General features: G+C 65.8%; 17 protein-coding genes. 8 read left to right on the top strand and 9 right to left on the bottom strand.

The annotated features are described in order from the left end of the window. The first annotated feature begins 24 nt into the window (after window positions 1-24). The 3 genes from E7811_RS13170 to E7811_RS13160 all read left to right on the top strand — a co-directional run bounded on the left by E7811_RS13170 (window position 25) and on the right by E7811_RS13160 (window position 3,523). The gene (locus E7811_RS13170; RefSeq protein WP_136395108.1) at window positions 25-1,236 is read left to right on the top strand and encodes a multidrug effflux MFS transporter; all 1,212 of its coding nucleotides are present in this window, start codon (window positions 25-27) and stop codon (window positions 1,234-1,236) included. A 110-nt stretch (window positions 1,237-1,346) separates the two neighbouring features. Continuing rightward, window positions 1,347-2,492 (top strand): calcium-binding protein, encoded by a 1,146-nt coding sequence (locus E7811_RS13165; RefSeq protein ID WP_136395107.1) that lies wholly within the window; start codon window positions 1,347-1,349, stop codon window positions 2,490-2,492. A gap of 38 nt (window positions 2,493-2,530) precedes the next feature. Next, window positions 2,531-3,523, top strand: coding sequence for a calcium-binding protein (locus E7811_RS13160; protein ID WP_136395106.1), 993 nt, complete (start codon window positions 2,531-2,533; stop codon window positions 3,521-3,523). Window positions 3,524-3,569: 46 nt separating this feature from the next. Here E7811_RS13160 and mfd read toward each other — a convergent pair whose 3' ends face one another. Both mfd and E7811_RS13150 read right to left on the bottom strand, forming a co-directional pair. After that, window positions 3,570-7,010 carry a transcription-repair coupling factor gene (mfd, locus tag E7811_RS13155; protein WP_136395105.1) on the bottom strand — a complete coding sequence of 1,147 codons (3,441 nt, stop codon included), beginning with the start codon at window positions 7,008-7,010 and terminating at the stop codon, window positions 3,570-3,572. 7 nt (window positions 7,011-7,017) lie between these two features. After that, window positions 7,018-7,539, bottom strand: a complete 522-nt coding sequence (locus E7811_RS13150; protein ID WP_136395104.1) for a component of SufBCD complex — start codon at window positions 7,537-7,539, stop codon at window positions 7,018-7,020. Between the two features lie 164 nt (window positions 7,540-7,703). Between E7811_RS13150 and hemB the strand changes: the two genes are divergently transcribed. After that, window positions 7,704-8,708: a porphobilinogen synthase gene (hemB, locus tag E7811_RS13145; RefSeq protein WP_136395103.1), complete on the top strand. Its 1,005-nt coding sequence runs from the start codon at window positions 7,704-7,706 to the stop codon at window positions 8,706-8,708. Window positions 8,709-8,833: 125 nt separating this feature from the next. Beyond that, complete coding sequence (locus tag E7811_RS13140; protein WP_136395102.1) at window positions 8,834-9,406, top strand: lipid-binding SYLF domain-containing protein; 573 nt, start codon at window positions 8,834-8,836, stop codon at window positions 9,404-9,406. 79 nt (window positions 9,407-9,485) lie between these two features. On the opposite strand, the gene E7811_RS13135 is transcribed toward E7811_RS13140, so the two are convergent. Beyond that, window positions 9,486-10,352, bottom strand: coding sequence for an NAD(P)-dependent oxidoreductase (locus E7811_RS13135; RefSeq protein WP_136395101.1), 867 nt, complete (start codon window positions 10,350-10,352; stop codon window positions 9,486-9,488). Window positions 10,353-10,436: 84 nt separating this feature from the next. Between E7811_RS13135 and E7811_RS13130 the strand changes: the two genes are divergently transcribed. Then, on the top strand, window positions 10,437-12,908 hold the full coding sequence (locus tag E7811_RS13130; protein ID WP_136395100.1) for a penicillin acylase family protein: 2,472 nt from the start codon (window positions 10,437-10,439) through the stop codon (window positions 12,906-12,908). Next, the gene (locus E7811_RS13125) at window positions 12,905-13,453 is read left to right on the top strand and encodes a GNAT family N-acetyltransferase (protein WP_136395099.1); all 549 of its coding nucleotides are present in this window, start codon (window positions 12,905-12,907) and stop codon (window positions 13,451-13,453) included. The genes E7811_RS13130 and E7811_RS13125 overlap by 4 nt, the downstream gene beginning before the upstream one ends. A 17-nt stretch (window positions 13,454-13,470) precedes the next feature. Here the strand turns inward: E7811_RS13125 and hflX are convergent, their stop codons facing one another. The 4 genes from hflX to trkA all read right to left on the bottom strand — a co-directional run bounded on the left by hflX (window position 13,471) and on the right by trkA (window position 18,082). Then, window positions 13,471-14,733, bottom strand: coding sequence for a GTPase HflX (gene hflX / locus E7811_RS13120; RefSeq protein ID WP_211092115.1), 1,263 nt, complete (start codon window positions 14,731-14,733; stop codon window positions 13,471-13,473). 74 nt (window positions 14,734-14,807) lie between these two features. After that, complete coding sequence (gene hfq, locus E7811_RS13115) at window positions 14,808-15,041, bottom strand: RNA chaperone Hfq (protein WP_136395097.1); 234 nt, start codon at window positions 15,039-15,041, stop codon at window positions 14,808-14,810. A gap of 140 nt (window positions 15,042-15,181) precedes the next feature. Continuing rightward, on the bottom strand, window positions 15,182-16,702 hold the full coding sequence (locus E7811_RS13110; RefSeq protein WP_246020430.1) for a TrkH family potassium uptake protein: 1,521 nt from the start codon (window positions 16,700-16,702) through the stop codon (window positions 15,182-15,184). A 3-nt stretch (window positions 16,703-16,705) separates the two neighbouring features. Next, window positions 16,706-18,082 carry a Trk system potassium transporter TrkA gene (trkA, locus tag E7811_RS13105; RefSeq protein ID WP_136395096.1) on the bottom strand — a complete coding sequence of 459 codons (1,377 nt, stop codon included), beginning with the start codon at window positions 18,080-18,082 and terminating at the stop codon, window positions 16,706-16,708. Window positions 18,083-18,248: 166 nt separating this feature from the next. Here trkA and E7811_RS13100 point away from each other — a divergent pair, with 166 nt between their 5' ends. Further along, window positions 18,249-18,863, top strand: coding sequence for a sulfotransferase family protein (locus tag E7811_RS13100; protein WP_136395095.1), 615 nt, complete (start codon window positions 18,249-18,251; stop codon window positions 18,861-18,863). 48 nt (window positions 18,864-18,911) lie between these two features. Here the strand turns inward: E7811_RS13100 and ntrX are convergent, their stop codons facing one another. Both ntrX and E7811_RS13090 read right to left on the bottom strand, forming a co-directional pair. Further along, the gene (gene ntrX / locus E7811_RS13095; RefSeq protein WP_136395094.1) at window positions 18,912-20,321 is read right to left on the bottom strand and encodes a nitrogen assimilation response regulator NtrX; all 1,410 of its coding nucleotides are present in this window, start codon (window positions 20,319-20,321) and stop codon (window positions 18,912-18,914) included. Beyond that, entirely contained in the window at window positions 20,302-22,596 is a 2,295-nt protein-coding gene (locus tag E7811_RS13090; RefSeq protein ID WP_136395093.1) for a sensor histidine kinase NtrY-like, read from the bottom strand. Before E7811_RS13090 ends, ntrX begins: the two co-directional genes overlap by 20 nt. Window positions 22,597-22,639: the final 43 nt, after the last annotated feature.

Here is a 22,639-nt window from a genome sequence, read left to right as displayed (position 1 = left end):
GGTCGAGGAAACGGACGGAAAGCCATGACATCGCAGGAAAAACGCCTTTCCTTCGTGGAATTCGTCGCGATGATCGCGATGCTTTTCGCCACCATCGCCTTTTCGATCGACGCGATGCTGCCCGCCCTGCCCGAGATCGCCCGGGAACTGAGCGCCGAGGCCCCCAACCGGGCACAGCTGATCCTGACGTCCTTCGTCCTCGGCATGGGGCTTGGCACCTTCATCGCGGGGCCGCTTTCGGACACGTTCGGGCGGCGGCGTGTGATCGTCGCGGGGGCCGTGCTTTACTGTATCGGGGCCTTTGCGGCCTATGTCTCGTCCGGGCTCGAGGCGGTGCTGGTGGCGCGTCTGGTTCAGGGGATCGGCGCGGCCGGTCCGCGCGTTGTGTCGCTGGCGCTTGTGCGCGACCTCTACAAGGGGCGCGAGATGGCCCGCGTCGTCAGCTTTGCGATGATGGTCTTTTCGCTGGTTCCGGCGATTGCGCCCCTTCTGGGCAGCGTGATCATCGCGGGCTTTGGCTGGCGGTCGATCTTTCTGGCCTTCATCGCCTTTGCCCTGATCGGCTCGGGCTGGCTCTGGTTCCGTCAGCCCGAAACCCTGCCGCCCGAGGCGCGCCGCCCGCTGAACGCGGGCGCGCTCTGGTCGGCGCTGCGCGAGGTTCTGACCCACCGCACCGTGCTTTATGCGGTGTCCGTCCAGACGCTTTGCTTCGGCGCGCTTTTCGCGACCCTGTCATCGACCCAGCCCCTGTTCGACGAAACCTTCGGCCGGGGCGGCGAATTCCCGCTGTGGTTTGCGCTGATCGCGGTGGTTTCAGGTTCGGCAAGCCTGGTGAACGCGGCGCTTGTGGTGCGTCTGGGGATGCGTCGGATGGTGGCGGTCACGCTGGTTGTGCAACTGGCGCTGTCGGCGGCCTTCGCGGTGTTCTGGCTGTCGGGCAGCGGGGATATGCCCGGCAGCACCCTGCCCTTCGCGCTTTACATCGGCTGGACGATCAGCGTCTTCTTCATGGCCGGGCTGACGCTTGGCAACCTGAACGCCATCGCGCTTGAGCCGATGGGCCATGTCGCGGGCATGGCGGCCTCGGCCACCGGGGCGATTGCTACCGTCCTGTCGGTCGTGATCGCCGCGCCGATCGGTCTGATGTTCGACGGAACGCCCGTGCCGCTGGCCGCCTCGATCGCAATTCTTTGCGCGGCCGGTGTTGCGCTGATGCAGCGGATGCCGCGCAGCTAGACGTCCGGATTCCGGAGTGTCCATGCGCGATTGACACGCCCTTGCAGAAGGCGCAACCGTGGGCCGGCGAGTGGTTTTCCGGCATGAGGTAAGTGGTGACAACGACGGTGTTGAGCGGGTTCCGGTTCGATTACGATGGCCAGAATTTCCCGGTGGCGATTTCCCCTTCCACGATGACGGTGGTCACGACCGAGGGCTTCACGGCGCGGTTCCGGGTCGTGGGTTTCACACCCGGCGAGCCGCTCGACGTGGCCCTCGAACCCGCCAGCGGTTCGCTTCTGCAACTGCGCACATCTGGCAGCGGCATCACACCCGCGACCACTGTCTACATGGGCACGGTGGAATGGGGTGCGGACAAGCAGACCCAGCTTGTGATCTTCAACTTCTGGGACGGTCGGGACGAGACCGACTGGGAATTCAGCGCCGTCATCGGCGGCGATCCCCTTCCGCGGTTCACGGGAATCGAGTCCTTCACCAATTGGCTTCTGACCGTGCGCGACATCGGCCCCGAGACCGGCGCCCTGCGACCGGGCGTGCCCTTCCGCCTTCAGGATCTGGATGCCTTCGACCGCAGCACCGAGGATGACGTGCTGATCGGGAACCCCTTGTTCGACGACTGGTCCGAGGTGCCGCTTTCCACCGGGCGGGGAAATGACAGCGTCGTCGGCACCGCGCAGAATGAAGAGTTCCTTCTGGGCAGCGGCAATGACACGGGCCGGGGCGGCGCGGGCACGGACCGCATCCTTGGCCAGGACGGCAACGATCTGGTCATGGGTGGTTCGCAGGGCGATACCCTTTTGGGCGGGGCCGGGCGCGACCGGATGAAGGGCCAGGCCGGCGATGACATCCTTTCGGGCGGGGCCGACACTGACCGGCTAAACGGCGGGCTTGGAAACGACCGGCTGATCGGCCTTGGCGGCAATGACAATCTGCGCGGCGCCCAGGGACGCGACCGGCTGAACGGCGGCGCCGGGAACGACACGCTGGACGGCGGCACCGGGGATGACCGGATGACCGGCGGCGCCGGGGCGGATGAGTTCGTCTATGCGATGGGTGGCCGGCGCGACCGGATCGCCGATTTCGCGGATGACGAAGATGTGCTGCGCATCGCGGGCCATGGCGATGATTCCGGTACGGTCCTGTCCTTCACGACGGACACGGCCACCGGCGTGGTGTTCGATTTCGGTAACGGCGACGTGCTGACCGTTCTGGGCATCACGCGCGCGGAATTGCGCGACGACCTGATCGTGTTATGACCCTGGCAGAATGACAGCCTGAAACGACGGGGACAAGAATGACGACCTACATCCTTCGAGGCATCCATGCCACATATGACGGCGATCTGGATTTCTACGTCGGGGTGGCGGAACTGCGGATCGTCGCCACGTCGAACTACAAATTCCGCTACGAGATTACCGGGCCGGATGACGAGGATTTCAACGAGGTCGACCTGCGCCCGGCCAACGGGATGGATTATGCCACCTACCTCAACGGGCAACGCCTTGGTCCGAACGTTCTGACCTCGGTTGCACTGGGCAGCTTCTCCTGGACCGGTGGAAATTCCGCCATGATCCTCGAGCTTGAAAAGTTCGGCCGGAACACGCCAACGGGGGAATCCTGGCTGTTTCAGTTCGCCGGCGACGCCGTTCCCGCGATCACCTCGACCCCCCAGTTGCGCGCCTTCATCGATTCGATCACCGGCGTCAGCCCGACCTTCCCCGGCGGACCGGCTCCGGGCGAGGCGATCGACCCGCGTGACCTTACGGCCTTCTTGCGGGTGACCGAGGATGATGTCTTCGCACTCTCGGCCGATGGTCCGGACCTTGTCATGACCGGCATCGGGCGCGACCGCGTGACCGGGTCCGGCGTGGGCGACAACGTCAACCTTGGCGCCGGCAATGATTTTGCCGTTGGCCGGGGCGGGAATGACACGCTCAATGGCGGGGTCGGAAACGACAGCCTGCGCGGCGATCTTGGCGCGGACCGGCTCAACGGTCTGGGAGGGGCGGACCGCCTCGATGGCGGGCGCGGCGCGGATGTCCTGCGGGGCGGGAACGGCGCGGACAGTTTCGTCTTTCTGGCGTCCTATGGGAACGACCGGGTGCTGGATTTCCAGAACGACATCGACGTGCTGGCGATCGACGATGTGGCGGGCAGTGTGCGCTACGTCCTGTCGCGGGGCACGAACATCACCGGTGGTGTGCGGTTCGACTTCGGCGATGGCGATGTGCTGACCGTGCTCGGGGCGACCAAGGCGCAGCTCGCGGACGACATCATCCTGATCTGAAGCGGATCCCCCGGGGCAAGCGATCGGGGGCCGCCAGCCCCCCTTTTCACTTGCCTGGCTTCACGATCTTTTCCGCCAGTGCCTTGGCGATGGCGAAGGCACCCTTGATCCGGTCGCCTTCCGTCTTCCAGTCGCGCGCAAGGATGATCTTGTTGTCCTTCACCCGCGCGCCCGTCTCGGCATGGATGAATTCCACGAGCCCCGCAGGATTGGCGAACTTGTCATTGTGGAACTGAACCGTCGCGCCCTTCGGCCCGGCATCCAGCCGCGAGATCCCGGCGCGCTTGCATATCGCCTTGATCCGGACGACCAGCATCAGCGTGTTGACCTCGCGCGGCAGCGGGCCGAAGCGGTCGATCAGCTCGGCGGCGAAGCCTTCAAGCTCCACCTTGGTGGCAAGGCCCGACAACCGGCGGTAAAGGCCAAGCCGCACGTCCAGATCGGGCACGTACTCTTCGGGGATCAGGACGGGCACGCCCAGGTTGATCTGCGGCGCCCACTGGTCGTCCATCGGCGCCAGGCCCTGCAATTCGCCCGATTTGATCCGCGCGATCGTCTCTTCCAGCATCTGCTGGTACAGCTCGTAGCCCACTTCCCTGATATGGCCCGACTGTTCCTCGCCCAGAAGGTTGCCCGCGCCGCGCAGGTCAAGGTCGTGGCTGGCCAGGTTGAAGCCCGCGCCAAGGCTGTCGAGGCTGGCCAGAAGCCGCAGGCGTTTCTGCGCGCCGGAGGTCAGCGGCGCACGCGGCTTGGTCGTCAGATAGCAATAGGCGCGGGTCTTGGCGCGCCCGACCCTGCCCCGGATCTGGTAAAGCTGAGATAGGCCGAACATGTCGGCCCGATGCACGATCATCGTGTTGGCCGTGGGGATGTCCAGACCGGATTCGACGATCGTCGTCGCCAGCAGAACATCGTATTTGCCGTCGTAGAAGGCGTTCATCCGTTCGTCCAGATCGCCCGCCGCAAGCTGGCCATGCGCCACGATGAACGTGACCTCGGGCACATGGGTGCGCAGGAAATCCTCGATCTCGGGCAGGTCGGCGATGCGGGGCACGACAAAGAACGACTGCCCGCCCCGGTAATGTTCGCGCAGCAGCGCCTCGCGCAGCGTGACGGTGTCGAACTCTGACACATAGGTGCGGATCGCCAGGCGGTCGACCGGAGGGGTTGCGATGATCGAAAGGTCGCGCACGCCCGTCAGCGACAGTTGCAGCGTGCGCGGAATGGGCGTTGCCGTCAGGGTCAACACATGCACCTCGGACCGCATCTCTTTCAGGCGTTCCTTGTGGGCCACGCCGAAATGCTGTTCCTCGTCGATCACCAGAAGGCCGAGCGATTTGAACCGGATCCCCTTGGCCAAAAGCGCGTGGGTGCCGACGCAGATGTCCACGGACCCGTCCGCGAGGCCCTCGCGCGTCTTCGCGGCCTCTCCGGCGGATACGAAGCGCGACAGCGGCCGCACGGTGATCGGAAAGCCACGGAAACGTTCGGCAAAGCTGCGGTAATGCTGTCGTGCAAGCAGCGTCGTCGGGCAGACCACCGCCACCTGCATGCCCGCCAGAGCGGCGACAAAGGCCGCGCGCATCGCCACCTCGGTCTTGCCAAAGCCCACGTCGCCGACAATCAGCCGGTCCATCGGGCTGCCCTTTTCCAGATCGGCGATCACGTCGGAAATGGCGGCAAGCTGGTCATCGGTTTCCTGATAGGGAAACCGGGCCGAAAACGCCTCCCACATCGAATGGGGCGCCTCAAGGATCGGCGCATGGCGCAGGGCACGTTCCGCCGCGATCCGCATCAGGCGGTCGGCGATTTCCTTGATCCGCTCTTTCAGCCGCGCCTTCTTGGCCTGCCAGGCGCCACCGCCCAGCTTGTCGAGAAGCCCCTCCTCATGCCCGTAGCGCGACAGAAGTTCGATGTTCTCGACCGGCAGGTAAAGCTTTGCACCCTCGGCATATTCCAGCGCCAGACATTCATGCGGCGCGCCAAGCGCGGTGATCGTCTCAAGCCCCAGATAGCGCCCGACCCCATGTTCGACATGCACCACCAGGTCGCCGGGCGATAGCGTGCCGACCTCTTGCAGGAAATTTTCGGCCTTGCGTTTCTTGCGGGGCTTGGCCACCAGACGGTCGCCCAGAACATCCTGTTCGGAAATCACCGAAAGGCCCGGTGCGGTGAACCCCGCCTCCAGCGGCCAGACGATCAGGTAAAGCCCGCCCTTCGCTTGCGGCAGGTCGCGGAAATCGGCAATCGGCGTCGCGGCGGTCAGCCCCTGATCTTCCAGAAGCCCTTTTAGACGTTCGCGCGCGCCCTCGGACCAGCTGGCAATCACCACCGGGCCGCTTTCGCGCAAGCTGCGAACATGATCGGCCAATGCACCGAAAAGGCTTATGTTTTCCACCTGCCGTTCGGGCGCGAAGTTGCGCCCGATCCGCCCGCCCGCATCCAGAACGCCCGGCCCCGGTGATTGCGCCAGGGGCGAAAGCTGGATCATCCGCTGGCTGGCGCTCGCCGCCTCCCATGCGGCATCGTCAAGGTAAAGCAGGCCCGGTGCCGCGGGCTTGTAGACCGTGTCCATCCGGCCCTTGGCCAACATCGCGTCGCGCCGGGCGTCATACTGGTCGGCGATCCCTTCCCACCGCGAAAGCCGGGCGGGCGTGACCTGATCGTCCAGCATGACCGCGGCCTCGGGCAGATAGTCGAACAGGGTTTCCAGCCGGTCGTGGAAGAACGGCAGCCAATGTTCCATCCCCTGATGCTTGCGTCCGGCGCTGACCGCCTCATAGAGCGGGTCGTCGGTTCCCGCCGCGCCGAACTCGATCCGGTAGGTCTGGCGGAAGCGGGTGATCGCCGCCTCGTCAAGGATCACCTCGGACACCGGCGCCAGTTCCACCACCGAAAGCCGTTCGGTCGTCCGCTGCGTTTCCGGATCGAACCGCCGCGCCCCGTCCAGCACGTCGCCGAAGAAATCCAGCCGCACCGGCCCGCCCGGACCCGGCGGATAGATGTCGACGATCCCGCCCCGGATCGCGTAATCCCCCGGTTCGGTCACCGTGGACACAAGTGAAAACCCCATCCGCGCAAGGAACGCCTTCAGCGCCCCTTCGTCCACCCGGTGCCCCACCCGCGCGGTGAAGGAAGCGGCGCGCAGGACGTCGCGCGCGGGCATCTTCTGGATCGCGGCATTGAGCGTGGTCAGCAGGATGAACGGCCCCGGCACCCCGTGCGCCAGAGCGGCCAGCGTCGCCATGCGGCGCGCCGAAATCTCGGGGTTGGGCGACACCCGGTCATAGGGCAGGCAGTCCCATGCCGGCAGGTCCAGCACCACGGCCCCCGGCGCCATCACCGCCAACGCGCCCCGCATCGCCTCCATCCGCTTGTCGTCGCGCGCGATGTGGATCACCGGCCGCCCGCGTTCGGCCTCGCGGGCCACCAGGCGGGCGTCAAAGCCTTCGGGCGCGCCGCCCAGGATGATGCGTTCGCCTGCCATGCCGTCCTCAGAACACGCCGATCTGAAGGTTCTGGAACATCCCCCAGAGCGAGGTCAGCAGGATCGAGATCATGCCGATCCCCTGGATCGTCATCCGGTGCCAGATCAGGCGGCGGTGCAGCGCCTCGCCGGTGGTGCCTTCGCCACGGATCCGGTGCGCTGCCCGCAGGCTCAGCGCGCTGACGATCGACATCGGGAACAAGAGGCAGAACACCGCCTGCGCGAATTCCACGTCATACCAGAACCCCAGGATCACCAGCATCGTCAGAAGGAAGCCCACGAACCAGGCGATCCAGAGGCCCGCGATCTGGCCGATCACATCCATCCGGTTCGCGTTGATCCGCACCAGCATCTCCAGATCCTCCTGCGCCTGTCCGCCATGGCGGCGGGCGCGGGTGATCATGTCATAGGGCACACCCAGGACCCAGTGGCTCGCCATCGACCACATGACCGCAAGCGCGATCCAGAACCACAGGTTCGAGAAGGATCGCAGGTCGATCAGTTCGTAGACGAATTCATACCACTGCAAGGCGCGGCCTTTCCGGATTTGGCGCGGTCATGGTCGGGATCGGGGCTCAGCGGCAATCCCACCCTTGAGATGCGGCCTTTTCCATGTCAGGCAATACGGAAAATCGCAAGGGCCAATGGGCCCTGATCGCCCCTGGCCCTGACGGGCCGAAGCCCGGAGAAGCCATGCGCCCGATCCAAGCCGCCTACCCCGCCGCCCGCTTTCGCCGCGTCCGCCGCACGGATGCGCTGCGCAGGCTGACCCAGGAACACACGCTGTCGGTCAATGACCTGATCTGGCCGGTCTTCGTGCGGGACGGCGACGGCGTGACCGAACCGGTGGCCTCGATGCCCGGCGTGAACCGGCTGTCGATCGACAATGTGGTGCGCGCCGCCGAACGGGCCGCGGGCCTTGGAATTCCCGCGATCTGTCTTTTCCCCTACACCGATCCGGCGAAGAAGACCGAAGCCTGCGAAGAGGCTTGGAACCCCGAAAACCTGGCCAACCGCGCGATCCGCGCGATCAAGGCCGCGGTGCCCGAGATCGCGGTGATGACCGACGTGGCGCTTGATCCCTACAATGCCAATGGCCATGACGGGATCGTGCGCGACGGCGTGATCCTGAACGACGAGACGGTCGAGGCGCTGGTCCGGATGAGCCTTGCCCAGGCCGAGGCGGGCGCCGATATCCTCGGCCCCTCCGACATGATGGACGGCCGGATCGGCGCGATGCGCGCGGCGCTTGAATCGGCGGGCCACAAGGATGTGACGATCATGTCCTATTCGGCGAAATACGCCTCGGCCTTCTATGGCCCGTTCCGCGATGCTGTCGGCGCATCGGGCGCGCTCAAGGGTGACAAGAAGACCTATCAGATGAACGCGGCGAATTCCGACGAGGCGCTGCGCCTGATCGAACGCGACCTGCGCGAGGGCGCCGACATGGTGATGGTGAAACCCGGAATGCCCTATCTGGACATCTGTCAGCGGGTGAAATCCACCTTCGGCGTGCCGACCTATGCCTATCAGGTCTCGGGCGAATACGCGATGATCAAGGCCGCCGCCCAGAACGGCTGGATCGACGGCGAAAAGGTCATGCTGGAAAGCCTGATGGCCTTCCGCCGGGCAGGCTGCGACGGGGTGCTGACCTATTTCGCCCCCGAGGTCGCGACCATCCTCGGGGCGCGGGGCTGAGGCGGGGTTTCGCGCAAAGCCGCGGCCCTGCACATACTAGCGGATGACAGGCGCGCAAATCCGGTCTATATCTTGTGGCAGAGGGGCCGGCAGAGCCCCGCTTGAGGCGTGAAGAGGGCAAGACCATGACCAGGCTCCGTTCGGCAGCAGTATCCAGACGTACATTCATCGCAACCGGCGGCGCATCGCTGGCGGTGCTGGCGGGGTGCGGCAATGGCGTGGGAAGTCGCGGCGGCTCCACGATCGACGCCCGCGTCGATGCGACACGGAACTTCCTGTTCCGGACCTATCCGGGCACGCAGGAACTGGCACAGAAAGCCTTCGGCGTGCTTTACATGCCGCTGGTGACAGAGGCCGGTTTCGGTATCGGCGGCGGCTACGGCCGCGGCGCGCTGCGCATCAACGACGTGACGGTGGATTACTATTCCGCCGCGCGTGCCACGATCGGCATCCAGATCGGCGCGCAGCAATATGCACATGCGCTGTTCTTCATGACCGAAGCCGCGCTGACGGAATTCCGCCGGTCCTCAGGCTGGGCGGCGGGCGCGGACGTGCGCTATGCAACACCCGAACAGGGGGCCAGCCTCGGCAAGGAAACGACCGAGATCGAACCCGTGATCGCGCTGGTCTTCGGCCAGGCCGGGCTGATCGCCGGGGCGACGCTGGCGGGCGTCAAGTACACCCGCATCATCCCCTGATACGGGCCCTTGACCGGGCCCTTCAACCTGACCGAAATACCCCGGGGGTCCGGGGGCAGCGCCCCCGGCCCGGTTCCATTCAGCGCGGCAGCCGGCGGATCAGGCTCGATGTGTCGTTCCGTCCGCCGCCCATGGCCTGCACTTCCTTGTAGAACTGATCGACAAGGGCGGTCACGGGCAGGCTGGCCCCGATCTCGTCGGCGGTCTTCAGGCAGATGCCCAGATCCTTGCGCATCCAGTCCACCGCAAAACCGAAATCGAACTGGTCGGTAAGCATCGTCTTGTGGCGGTTGGCCATCTGCCAGCTTCCGGCGGCGCCCTGGCTGATCACCTCGACCACCGCCTCACCGTCCATGCCCGCCTTTTTGCCGAAGGCCAGCGCCTCGGCCAGCCCCTGAACGAGGCCCGCGATGCAGATCTGGTTCATCATCTTGGCGATCTGGCCCGCACCGCTGTCGCCCAGGCGGCGGCAGATCCGGGCATAGGCGGCCATGACGGGTTCGGCCCTGGCGTAATCCGCCTCGGCGCCACCGCACATGATCGACAGGACGCCGTTTTCCGCCCCGGCCTGCCCGCCCGACACCGGCGCGTCGACAAAACCCAGCCCCATCCCCGAAGCCACGGCCGACAGCTCGCGCGTCACCTGCGCCGAAACCGTGGTGTGATCGACAAAGACCGCACCCTTGGCCATTCCGGCGAAGGCCCCGTCCGCCCCGGTGCAGACCGACCGCAGGTCATCGTCATTGCCGACGCAGGCCATGATGAACTCGGCGCCCTCGGCCGCCGCGCGCGGCGTGGCCGCATGTGCGCCGCCATGCTTGGCAACCCAGGCCTCTGCCTTCGCGGGCGACCGGTTGTAGACCGTCACCTGATGCCCCTTGGCGGCCAGATGCCCCGCCATCGGAAACCCCATTACCCCGAGCCCCAGAAATGCCACCTTTGCCATTCGCTCCGTCTCCCTGCGATTGCTCATCCATGCGGGATAGACTAGGTAACCACTTGCCCCCCGAGGTCAAGCACAGGTCCCTTGATGTTCTTGCTGTTCCGTTGGCTCCTGCGCCTTTTCACCGCCGCGATCGTGCTGGCGGTGCTGGCGCTGGCCATCGTCTATGTGTTCCTGTCGCGCTCCCTGCCCGATTATGCCGAGGAATTCGCGCTGAACGGCGTGACCGCCCCGGTCGAGATCGTCCGCACCAATGCCAATGTCCCGCATATCTTCGGCCAGACCGATGCCGACGTGTTCTTTGCCCTCGGCTTCGCCCATGCGCAGGACCGGCTCTGGCAGATGACGCTTCTGCGGCGGACGGTGCAGGGCCGCCTTTCGGAGGTTTTCGGCAACCGCACCTTGCAGATCGACGAACTGATGCGGCGGCTCGATCTGTACAATCTGGCGCTGACCTCGGCCGATGTGCAGGACGAATACACCAAGACCGCGCTCGATGCCTATGCGCGCGGGGTGAACGCCTGGATCGGGCAGGTGAACGAAGGCGCGCGGGGGCGCGGCGCACCGGAATTCTTCTTCTTCACCAACGAGATCGCGGCATGGCAACCGGCGGATTCGCTGGCCATCATCAAGCTGATGGCGCTTCAGCTTTCCGGTCATGTCGAGGCCGAGGTGCTGCGCGCCCGGGTTTCGCTGCTGCTGTCGGATGCGCGGCTGGCCGATATCCTGCCCGATGCCCCCGGCGCGGGCGTGGCGGCGCTGCCGGATTACGCAAGCCTCGTGCCGGGCGTTCCGGCCTCCACCCTGCCCTTGCAGCGGGCGGGGCTGGATGGTCCGCTGTCGCCGGTCAAGCCCCTGGCCCAGGCCGGCGCCTCGAACGCCTGGGCGGCCGCGCCGAACCGGGCGGCGGCGGCCGGTTCGCTTCTGGCCAATGATCCGCATCTTGGCTTCACCGCGCCCGCGATCTGGTACCTCGCGCGGCTGGAACTGCAATCGGGCGGCGTCATCGGCGGCACCATTCCGGGGATGCCCGTGATCCTTCTGGGCCGGTCCGAGGCGCTTGGCTGGGGGCTGACATCCTCGTATCTGGACGACCAGGACATCTTCATCGAAGAGGTGAATCCCGAAAACCCCGAGGAATACCGCACGCCCGACGGCTGGAAACCCTTCGTCACGCGCCGGTCGATCATCGAGGTGAAGGACGCCGACCCGCTGACCATCACCCTGCGCTGGACCGACAACGGCCCGGTCCTGCCCGGCACCCATTACGACCTTGCCTCGGTCACACCCGCGGGGCATGTCACCGCGCTGTCCTGGACGGCGCTTTCGGGGGCCGATACCTCGATGACCTCGGCGATGCGGCTGATGCGGGCGAAATCGGTGGCCGAGGCGATCGAGGCGGGGCGGCTGTTCATGGCGCCGTCGCAGAACCTGATGCTGGCCGATCAGTCGGGTGTCGCCCTGCAGACCATCGGCGCCATGCCCGCCCGCGACCCCCGCCACCAGAGCCAGGGCCGGATGCCAAGCCCCGGCTGGCTGGCCGAGAACCGCTGGCAGGGTACCCTGCCCTATGACCGGAACCCGCGGTTTGAGAACCCGACCTCGGGCATCCTGGGAAACACCAACAACAAGATCGTGAACCGCCCCTTCCCCGACCATGTCAGCCACCTGTGGGGCGACACGCAGCGCATCCAGCGCTGGCTGACGCTGATGCAGACGCGCGAGGTGCATACCCGCGAAAGCTTCATCGAGGCGCAGCTTGATACCGTGTCCTTCACCGCGCGCAGCCTGCTGCCCCTGATCGGGGCGGACCTGTGGTTCACCGGCGAACCCGCAGCCGAGGGCACGCCGGAACGCCTTCGCCAGCGCGCGCTGGAGCTTTTGGCGGAATGGAACGGCGAGATGAACGAACATCTGCCCGAACCGCTGATCTACATGGCGTGGCTTCGCGCGCTGAATGACCGGCTGATGCGCGACGAGATCGGCCCTCTCGCCGACGAGTTCACCCATACCGACCCGGTCTTGGTGGAACGGGTGTTCCGCAACGTCGATGGCGCGGGCGTCTGGTGCGACGTGATCCAGTCCTCGCCCATCGAAACCTGCGTCGACATTGCCCGCGTCGCGCTGGACGAGGCGCTGATCTGGCTGACCGAACGCTATGGGCCCAATCCCGAAAGCTGGCGTTGGGGCGATGCGCATCAGGCAACCCATGACCACAGCGTTCTGGGCGAGGTGCCGATGCTCAAGTATTTCGTGAACGTCCGCCAGTCCACCAGCGGCGGCGACAACACGCTGATGCGGGGGCGAACCTCGGGACGCGACCCCGAGCCGTTCCTGAACGTCCACGGCGCGGGCTATCGCGGGGTCTATGACTTTGCCGATCCCGACAGTTCGGTCTTCATCATCTCGACCGGACAATCGGGGCATCCGCTGTCGCGGCATTACGACGATCTGGGGGTGCTGTGGCGGCGGGGCGAATACATCCCTATGTCGCTCGATCCCGATCTGGCGCGCGCAGGGGCCGAAGGCGTGACCCGCATCGCGCCCGCCGCGCCATGATCCGCACCGCGCGCCTGACGTTGAGGCGGGCGCGCGCCAGCGATGCGCCCGACCTGCATGCGGTCTTCACCGAACCCGCCGCGATGCGGTACTGGACGCGGCCCGCGCATGACAGCCTTTCCGAAACCGAGGAATGGCTGGCGGGGATGATCGCCGCAGACCCTGCCGAGGCGGATGATTTCGTGATCGTCCACAACGGCCGCATCATCGGCAAGGCGGGCGCCTGGCGCCTGCCCGAAATCGGCTATATCCTGCATCCGGCCTACTGGCGCCAGGGCCTGATGCGCGAGGCTTTGCAGGCCGTGATCCCGTATCTGTTCGCCCGCCATCCGGTCCCGGCCCTGACCGCCGAGGCGGACCCGCGCAACGCAGCCTCGATCGGTCTTCTGACGGATCTCGGGTTCCACGAAACCCACCGCGCCGAACGCACCCTGAAATGGGGCGACGAATGGTGCGACAGCGTCTACTTCGAAAGACCGCGCCGGGCCGGCGATGGCCCTGCCCCTGTTCCGGTCCCGACCGCGCCTGTGGGGTCGGGCAGCTAGCGCCCGTCGGCCCGCCGTCAGGCCGCCGTCAGGTCGCGATAGCGCTTTTCCTGCCGTGCGGTCCAGCGCACGTCGACCTCCCAGCCGGCCTCGGTCTGCGTCTCGGCGGTGACGACACCTTCCTGATGCAGCCAGGCGCGGCGGCGGCCGTCTGCAAACCCCAGCACCAGCCTGCGGTCGGTCTTTTCCTCGTCGAAGACGACCGACACCGCCTGCAGGAAACGGTCGATCCCCTCGCCCGTCAGCGCCGACAGCGCGAAAACGCCTTCGCGGGCCACGGCCTGGGTCAGCAAAGGTTCGCGCGCGGAAGGATCCACCTGATCGAGCTTGTTCCAGACCTCGATCACGGGCGTCGCCCCCTTGACGCCCAGGGATTGCAGGATGTCGTGCACATCAGCCGCCTGTTCGGCGGTTTCGGGATGGCTGATGTCGCGCACATGCACGATCAGATCGGCCTCAAGCACCTCTTCCAGCGTGGCGCGGAAGGCTGCCACCAGTTGGGTCGGCAGATCGCTGATGAACCCCACGGTATCGGACAGGATGATCTTGCGGCCCGTGGGCAGGGTGATCCCACGCATCGTGGGATCGAGCGTGGCAAAAAGCATGTCCTTGGCCAGGACCTCGGCCCCGGTCATGCGGTTGAACAACGTGGACTTGCCCGCGTTGGTATAGCCCACCAGCGCCACGATCGGAAAAGGCACCTTGCGGCGCGCTGCGCGGTGCAGTTCGCGCGTCTTCACCACCCGGTCAAGCTGTCGCTTCAGCCGGATCACCTGTTCGTCGATGGCGCGGCGGTCGGCCTCGATCTGGGTTTCCCCGGGACCGCCGACAAATCCGAAACCGCCCCGCTGCCGTTCAAGGTGCGTCCAGGCCCGCACCAGGCGTGTGCGCTGATAGGACAGCGCGGCCAGTTCGACCTGAAGCACGCCCTCGCGCGTGCGGGCGCGGTCGGCGAAGATTTCAAGGATCAGCCCGGTCCGGTCCAGAAGCTTGACGCCCCATTCCTTTTCCAGATTGCGCTGCTGCACCGGGCTGACCGGGCCGTCGACCAGAACCAGCCCGACATCCAGCGATTTGAACAGCGCCCCAAGCTCCTCGACCTTGCCGGAACCGAACAGCTTGCCGGGTTGCGCGCGCGGCAGGCGGACAACTTCGGCCCCGGTGACGACCAGGCCGGGCAGCGCCGCGGCCAGCGAAACCGCCTCGGCCAGACGGTGTTCGGGAAGGCGACGTGCCTTGTCGGTGCGGATGTCAGGATGCAGAACGAAGGCGCGTGTCACGCCACCTTCGGTTTCATAGGCGTCGATCCCGGTCGCGTCGGGATCATCCTCCCATTCGTCGGGCAGGTCCGGGTTCAGTCTTCGCCCTCGTAAAGGTTGATGGGCGCACCCGGCATGATGGTGGAAATCGCATGCTTGTAGACCAGCTGCGATTGACCGTCACGGCGCAGAAGAACGCAGAAATTGTCAAACCAGGTGATCACGCCCTGAAGTTTCACACCGTTGATCAGGAAAATCGTTACCGGAATCTTAGCCTTGCGGACATGATTAAGAAATGCGTCTTGCAAGTTCTGTTTGTCGGCAGCCATTTTTTTATTGCCTTTGTATCGCGCGTCCCGAATCCGGACGTCTTGGTCCCTGTTTCCCGTTGCCGGCTCGCTGGCTGAGTATGTCGCGCGAATCGATCAGATTCCAGCCCAAAAATCAGGCCGTTACGGACCCATCCGGACTAGTTCCGCCAACCGCTCGGCACGACAAGCGCCAGAAGCGCCAGCATCTCGACCCGGCCAAGCACCATCGCACCCGCCAGGATCAGCTTGGCCGCGTCCGAAAGTCCGGCATAGCTGATCGGCGATGCCCCCGCCGTTTGTGCCAGTTGCCCGGTGGTGGTCAGGGCCGCCAGCGTGAGGATCAGGCCGTTTTCAAAGTCGATCCCGGCAAGCGCCAGCGCGCCCACGCCGACGGCGATCGACATGGCAAACAGCATGAAGAAGATCCAGGCCAGATAGGCGCCCTCGCGCCGCAGGCGGCGGGCCGATTGCCCCGCCCCCCCGACCGAGTTGGGATGGATCAGCTTTTCAAGCTCGCGTTCGCCATGCCGGAACAGCGCATAGACGCGGAACAGCTTGACCCCGCCCGCCGTCGTCGCCACCCCGCCGCCCACGATGGCCAGCCCCAGAAGGATAAGCCCCGGCGACTGCAGGCCCGACCAGAGCCGCACATCCGACCATTCCTGCGACACGTAGCCCGTTGTCGTCAGATAGGACAGCGCCGTGAAGGCCGATCCCCAGATCGCGCTGCCCACGCCCGGAAGGTCGGTGCCGTCGGCAAGCTGGAACGCGGCCAGCCAGTGCCGCAGGAACAGGGTGATCATGACCACGCCGACGATCACGCCCGCCAGACGAAGTTCGGGATCGCGCAGCAATGGGTCATGGCGCCCGGTGACGAAACTGCCCGGCAGCGTCCGGCGGCTCAGCGCGAAGACGAAGAAGACGGCCATGACGGCCTCGCCCGCCACGCCGGCCTGCCCCCCGGCCCGCCCCGCATCGCAGCTGATGCCGGATGTCGAAAGCGTGCCCATGGCCCGGCACAGCGCGCCCATCCCGTCATCCCCCAAGATCAGCAGAAGGACCCACAGCGCCACGGTAAGCCCCGCATAGGCCGGCAGCAGGATCACGGTGAAGCGGGTCAGCCGCTCGGACGGATCGGCCACGCGGGTCACGATGCCGCTTTGCCGATCCCCCCGGCCAGGGGTTCGGCCCGTCACGACCTCGAGCCCCCCGAGGTTCAGAGGCGCCAGCACCGCCATCGCCATCACCAGGATGAAGAACCCGCCAAGCCAGCCCACCAGCGCCCGCCAGAGATGCAGCGAGGGGGCAAGGCGTTCGGGCTGGTCATAAAGGCTGGCCCCTGTCGTTGTGAAAGAGGACAGCATCTCGAACCAGGCGTTCACATAGGATGTGTCGGGGATCGCCTGATCGAAGGGCAGCGCCAGGGCCAGCGGCAGAACCAGATAGGCCATCGCCAGGGCCATCAGGTGGCTCCGCGCGGCGTTGCGCGGCTGGTGGTTTGCCGTGGCAAGCCCGATCATCCCCGACAGCACAAGAAGGATGGTGCCCGAGTAGAAGAAGGCCCGCCCGATGTCGTGGTCGCGCAATACCACGGCATGCGCGGCGGGCAGGAACATGGCCAGCGCCGAGATCCCCAGAAGGATGACAAGAACCGGAAGATCGAGGATATGGCGCAGCATGGCCTAGAAGAAGTCGATCTGCACCTGCAGCAGGCGCTCGACTTCGGGCACGTCCTTGGCCATCGAGAACAGCGCGATCACGTCGCCCTCTTCCAGCCGCAGGTCGCCCATGGGTTTCATCACCTTGTCGCCCTTCATAACGGCGCCGACCAGCACGCCTTCGGGGAACTCCACATCGCGGATCATGCGCCCGGCCAGCGAGGACGTGCCCAGAACCTGTGCCTCGATCACCTCGGCCTCGGCGTCGCCGATGGAATAGATCGCCCGGACCCGCCCGTGGCGGATGTGGCGCAGGATCGACGACACGGTCGTTGCGCGGGGGTTGATGTAGGCGTCGATGTCCAGATGCCCCATCAGCGGCACCAGCGTCGGGTCGTTGACCAGCGCGATGGACATCGGGCAGCCCGCGGCCTTCGCACGAACCGCGGCCAGCATGTTCGTCTTGTCGTCATCCGTCACCGCCAGAACGGCATCTGCCCGGTCGATGGAGGCTTCCTGAAGGATGTCCATGTCCATCCCGTCGCCATGCAGCACGATCGTCCGCGTCAGCGAATCCGCCGCGAATTCGGCACGTGCGCGGCTGCGTTCGATGATCTTGGCGCGGACCCGGTCGGTGCGCGATTCCAGCGCCTTGGCCACGCCAAGCCCCACGTTCCCGCCGCCGATGATGACGATGCGTTCCTGCTTTTTCGTGGCCTTTCCGAAGATTTCCAGCGTGCGGTTCACGTCCTCGGAATGGGTGAAGACATAGATCTGGTCGCCGTCGTAAAGCTGGTCGTCGGGCTCCGGCGCGAACAGGCGGCCCTCGCGGCGCACACCGACGACGATGGCGCGCAGCGTCATGAACAGATCGTTCAGTTGCCGCAGCCCCGTGTTCAGCACCGGGCAGTGTTCGTCCAGCGCGATCCCCAGAAGCTGCGCCCTTCCGCCCATGAAGCTTTCCGTGTCGAAGGTCGCGGGTGCCGCCAGACGCTGCAGCGCGGCCTCGGCCACTTCGCGTTCGGGGCTGATGACCACGTCGATCGGTAGATGATCGCGCCGGTAAAGATCGGCGTAGATCGCATCCAGATAGCTTTGCGCCCGAAGACGGGCGATCTTGCGCGGCACGGAGAAGACGGAATGGGCCACCTGACAGGTGACCATGTTCACCTCGTCCGAATGGGTGGCGGCGATGATCATGTCGGCATCGCGCGCGCCCGCCCGGTCCAGCACGTCGGGATAGCTGGCAAAGCCCGAAACGCCCCGCACGTCCAGCGTGTCCGACGCCCGCCGCACCAGATCGGGGTTCATGTCAACGACGGTTACATCGTTCTTTTCGCCCGACAGGTGGCGGGCGATCTGCCAGCCGACCTGTCCCGCGCCACAGATGATCACCTTCATCGGCCGCTCCGGATCCGTTACTGCCAACCCATGCCACGGCGGACGGGCAAGGGTCAATGGCGGCGGGCCTTCGCACCCATCCGCCAAGAGGCGCTGCCGGGCGCGATTTGCGGATGACCTTGGCAAGCCCTGCGGCTAGTCTGCCCGGCAGACAAGGAACGCTGCAATGCCCTTCATCGAACACGCCGGAAAGCGGCTTCTCTACGTCCATGTGCCACGGACCGGCGGCGCCAGTGTGGAACGCTGGATGGCGGGAATCGCGCCCCTCCGCTTTCGCCATATCGGCCAGCCGCCCGCGCTGCGCTGCACACCCCAGCACCTGCGGCTTTCGGATATCCGGCAGTTGTTCGGCGACGGGTATTTCGACCATGTGGTGATGACCGTGCGCGATCCCTTCCGGCGGATCGAAAGCGAATACCGGCTGCGGGCCGCGATCGCGGGTCAGGGGTTCTGGAAGGAGTGGCCGGATTTCTCGTTCTGGCTGGAACAGAGCCTTGAGCGGGCCCGCAACGAACCCTTCCACCTCGACAATCACCTGCGTCCGCAGTGGCAGTTCGGCGGCACCGGGGTCGAGGTGCTGCGCTTTGAAGAAGGAATGCCTGCGATCCTGGGCCGCATCGCCGCAATCCTCGGCGTGGCGCCACCTGCCGAGGTTCCCCACGAAAACGCCGCCCCATTCGCCGACGGGCTGAAAGTGGACTGGGACGAGGTCGACCGCATCCGCGTGGCCGAAACCTATTCCCGCGATTTCACGCAGTTCGGATACGATCCGGCCCCGTGACGGCCTGTCCATGCCAAGGGCCACCCGGCTCGGATCAGGCCCCTGCCCTTAGTCCTCGGTGTCTTCGTCTTCCTCAAGCTGCGCCATCCGGCCGCCGCCCTTCGAGGTCGTGACCACCCCCAGCGATTTCAGCTTGCGGTGCAGGGCGCTCCGTTCCATCCCCACGAAATTCGCCGTCCGGCTGATATTGCCGCCGAACCGGTTGATCTGGGTCAGCAGGTATTCCTTCTCGAACATCTCGCGTGCTTCGCGCAGGGGCAGCGTCGCCACCATCCCGCCCAGGGTCATCCGGCCCTCGCCAATTCCGGTGCTGGCCGGGCTGTCGAGTTCGGTCGCCTCGATCGGCCCCGCGCCATCGCCAAGGATCAGCGCGCGTTCGATCACGTTACGCAACTGGCGGATGTTGCCGGGCCATTGCATCGTCTGCAACAGGGCCTCGGCATCTTCGGACAACGGGCGCAGCGGCAGGCCCTGGCTGCGGTGGAACAGGTCGATGAAATGCCGGGTCAGTTCCGGGATATCCTCGCGCCGGTCTTCAAGCGAGGGCACCTGGATCGGCACCACGTTCAGCCGGTCATACAGTTCCTGGCGGAACCGGCCACCCTGGATTTCCTGCCGCAGGTCGCGCGTGGTGGAGGAAATCACCCGCAGGTCCACGCGCACCTTGTCGGTGCCGCCCGCGCGGGTGAACTGCTGTTCGGTCAGCACGCGCAGGATCTTGGACTGCGTGCCAAGCGGCATGTCCGCCACTTCGTCGAAATAGACGATCCCGCCATGTGCCTGTTCCAGAAGGCCCGATTCCACCCCCCTTTCCGGCGTCTCGCGCCCGAACAGGACCTCTTCCATCCGGTCGGGTTCGATCGTCGCGGACGAGACGGTGACGAACGGGCTTGCGGCGCGGGGCGAATGGGCGTGGATGAAGCGCGCCGCCAGTTCCTTGCCCGATCCGGCAGGGCCGGTCAGCATCACGCGGGCGTTCGACTTCGTCACCTTTTCAAGCTGTGTCTTCAGCCCCCTGAAGGCGGCCGAACTGCCCAGCATTTCCGAAGCCGGGCCTTCGCGGCGGCGCAGTTCGCTGTTCTCGCGCCGCAGCCGCGAGGTTTCCATCGCCCGCCCGACGACGACCATCAGCTGGTCGATGTTGAACGGTTTTTCGATGAAGTCATAGGCGCCCTGCTTGATCGCGGCGACCGCGATTTCGATGTTGCCATGGCCCGAGATGATGACCACCGGCACATCCGGATTGTCGCGCTTCACGGTCTTGAGGATGTCGATCCCGTCCATCCGGCTGTCCTTCAGCCAGATGTCGAGGATCATCAGTTGCGGCGCCTCGGCGTTGATCTCGGCCATGCATTCGTCGGCATTGGCCGCCAGCCGCACGGTGAACCCTTCGTCTCGCAGGATGTCGCCGATCAGTTCGCGTATGTCCCGTTCATCGTCAACGATCAGAATGCTCATCTTTTCCTCCGCCCGGCGTCAGGGCCGGTCCCGTTTTCGATCCCTTGCCGCGTGGGGCCTGCCGGGCCCTTGGCAGCCGGATTTCCGCCATCGCGCCCGCATGGGCATTGCCTTCGAACAGGGGCGCGTCGGTCAGCGTCAGCGTGCCCCCGTGTTCCTCGATGATCTTTTTCACAATTGGCAGGCCAAGGCCCGTGCCCTTTTCCCGCGTCGTCACATAGGGCTCGAACAGTCGGGCGCGATCCGGCGGCAGGCCGATCCCGTTGTCGGCGATGCGGATCGTGAACAGATCCGCCGCTTCCCCGGCGGTCACGCGGATTTCCGGCACGAAGCCCTCGGGCGCGCCTTTTTCGACAAGGCTTTCAATCGCTTCGCCTGCGTTCTTGATCAGGTTCGTCAGCGCCTGACCGATCATGGTCGCGTCGATTTCCATCATCACCGGGTGGTCGGGCAGATCCGAGACCACCCGGATACCGGGCAGGCCCGCATCCTGCAGGACCACCGCATCCCTGAGGATCGCCACAATGTCGGCCTCGCGCCGGTCGGGTTCGGGCATCCGCGCGAAACGCGAGAATTCATCGACGATCCGCCGCAGGTCGTTCGTCTGGCGCACGATCACATCGGCGTATTGCTGAAGGTCGGCAGCCTGGTCGCCCACAACGGGCAGGAACTTGCGCTTGATCCGTTCGGCGGAAAGCTGGATCGGGGTCAGGGGGTTCTTGATCTCGTGCGCGATGCGGCGCGCCACGTCGCCCCAGGCGGCCATCCGCTGCGCGCTGACCAGGTCGGTCACGTCATCAAAGGCGACCACATATCCTTCAAGCCGCCCGGCATCGTTCCGCCTGACGCCCATCCGGACCAGAAGGCTTTCCATCCGCCCCTGACGGGTCAGGCGAATCTCGTCCTGGACAGTGGCGGCGCCACCCTCACGCAGCCGGTCGAAGAGCGCCGCGAATTCGGGCACCGCGACCGCCAGCGCCAGGTCCTTGCCCTCGTGGAAATCCAGCAGCCGTTCGGCGGCGCGGTTGGCGAAATCCACCCGGCCCTCGGCATCAAGGCCGATCACCCCCGCCGTGATCGAGGTCAGCACCGAATCGAACAGGCGGCGGCGGCGTTCGGATTGCCGGTGGCTGTCCATCAGCGCATCGCGCTGGCCTTTCAGCTGGCGGGTCATCTGGTTGAAGATGCGGCCCAGCATGGCGATTTCATCGTCGCCCTCTTCTTCCTTCACCTGCACGTCCAGATCGCCGCCACCGACGCGCTGTGCCGCGCCCGCAAGCCGCCCCACCGGACGCGACAGGCGTTCGGCGAACCACAGGCCCAGCCAGATCGCGGCCAGGATCAGGATGATCGCGAAACCGAGGTAGAGAAGCCCGAATTCGAACAGAAGCCGCCCGCGTTCTGCTTCAAGCTGGTGATAGAGCCTGACCGTCTCGCGGGTTTCGTCCAGAAGCGACAGGATCGACCCGTCAACCTCGCGAGAGATGTAAAGATACCGGTCGGCATAGGCATCGAGAAAGAGCAGCGCGCGGAATTCGTTGTTGGCCCAATCCTGAATGATGACCACCTCGCCCGACCGCGCGCGTTCCAGTTCCTCGGGGGTGGGCTGTTCGAAGTCGAACAGATAGGATTTGTCGCCCCGCGTCCGCAGCGTGCCGCTGCCGTCGATCAGGAAAGCCTCGCGCAGGCCGCGCTGAATCAGCTGCTGGCCCTGGGTCAGGACCGGGCGCAACTGATCGTCCTGCAGGAAAAAGGTCGATTGCTTGGCCACGTTCAGATAGGCGGCAAAGGCCTGCGCGTCTTCGGTGAGGTCCTCGCGGTGTTCGGCCTCATAGGCCTGGGCCGCGGCCAGCGAATTGCCCACCACCTGCCGCACCCGATCGGAAAACCACCCTTCCAGCCCGATGTTGACGGTCAGGACGGCAAAGATCGCGATCAGCACCGTCGGCGTCAGCGCCACCAGCGCGAAGACGCCGGACAGCCGCAGATGAAGGCGCGAGCCTGCCGACATGCGCCGCCGGTCGGCGATGGTGCGCGCCACCCTCGCCAGAACCAGCGCGGCCACGACAAGGATATAGACAAGGTCTGCAAGCAGGATCAGCCGCAGGACGGGCGATCCCGCGCCGAAGTTGAACGGCCCGAGCGCGAGGAAGGTCGACATCGCAAGGATCGGCCCCAGCACCACCAGGCCGAGCGTCATCAGGGTCTGCACCCGACGTGCGCGGCGCAGGCGTGACAGCCCGTTCCAGATGTTGCCCTGCACAGCCGACCGCACGCGGCCCACCTCTCAATCCCCGGCGCATCCAGTGATGCCGCCC

The sequence above is a fragment of the Aliigemmobacter aestuarii genome (assembly GCF_004799285.1).
Taxonomy (GTDB): Bacteria; Pseudomonadota; Alphaproteobacteria; order Rhodobacterales; family Rhodobacteraceae; genus Aliigemmobacter; species Aliigemmobacter aestuarii.
This window is presented reverse-complemented; position numbering and strand designations above follow the sequence as displayed.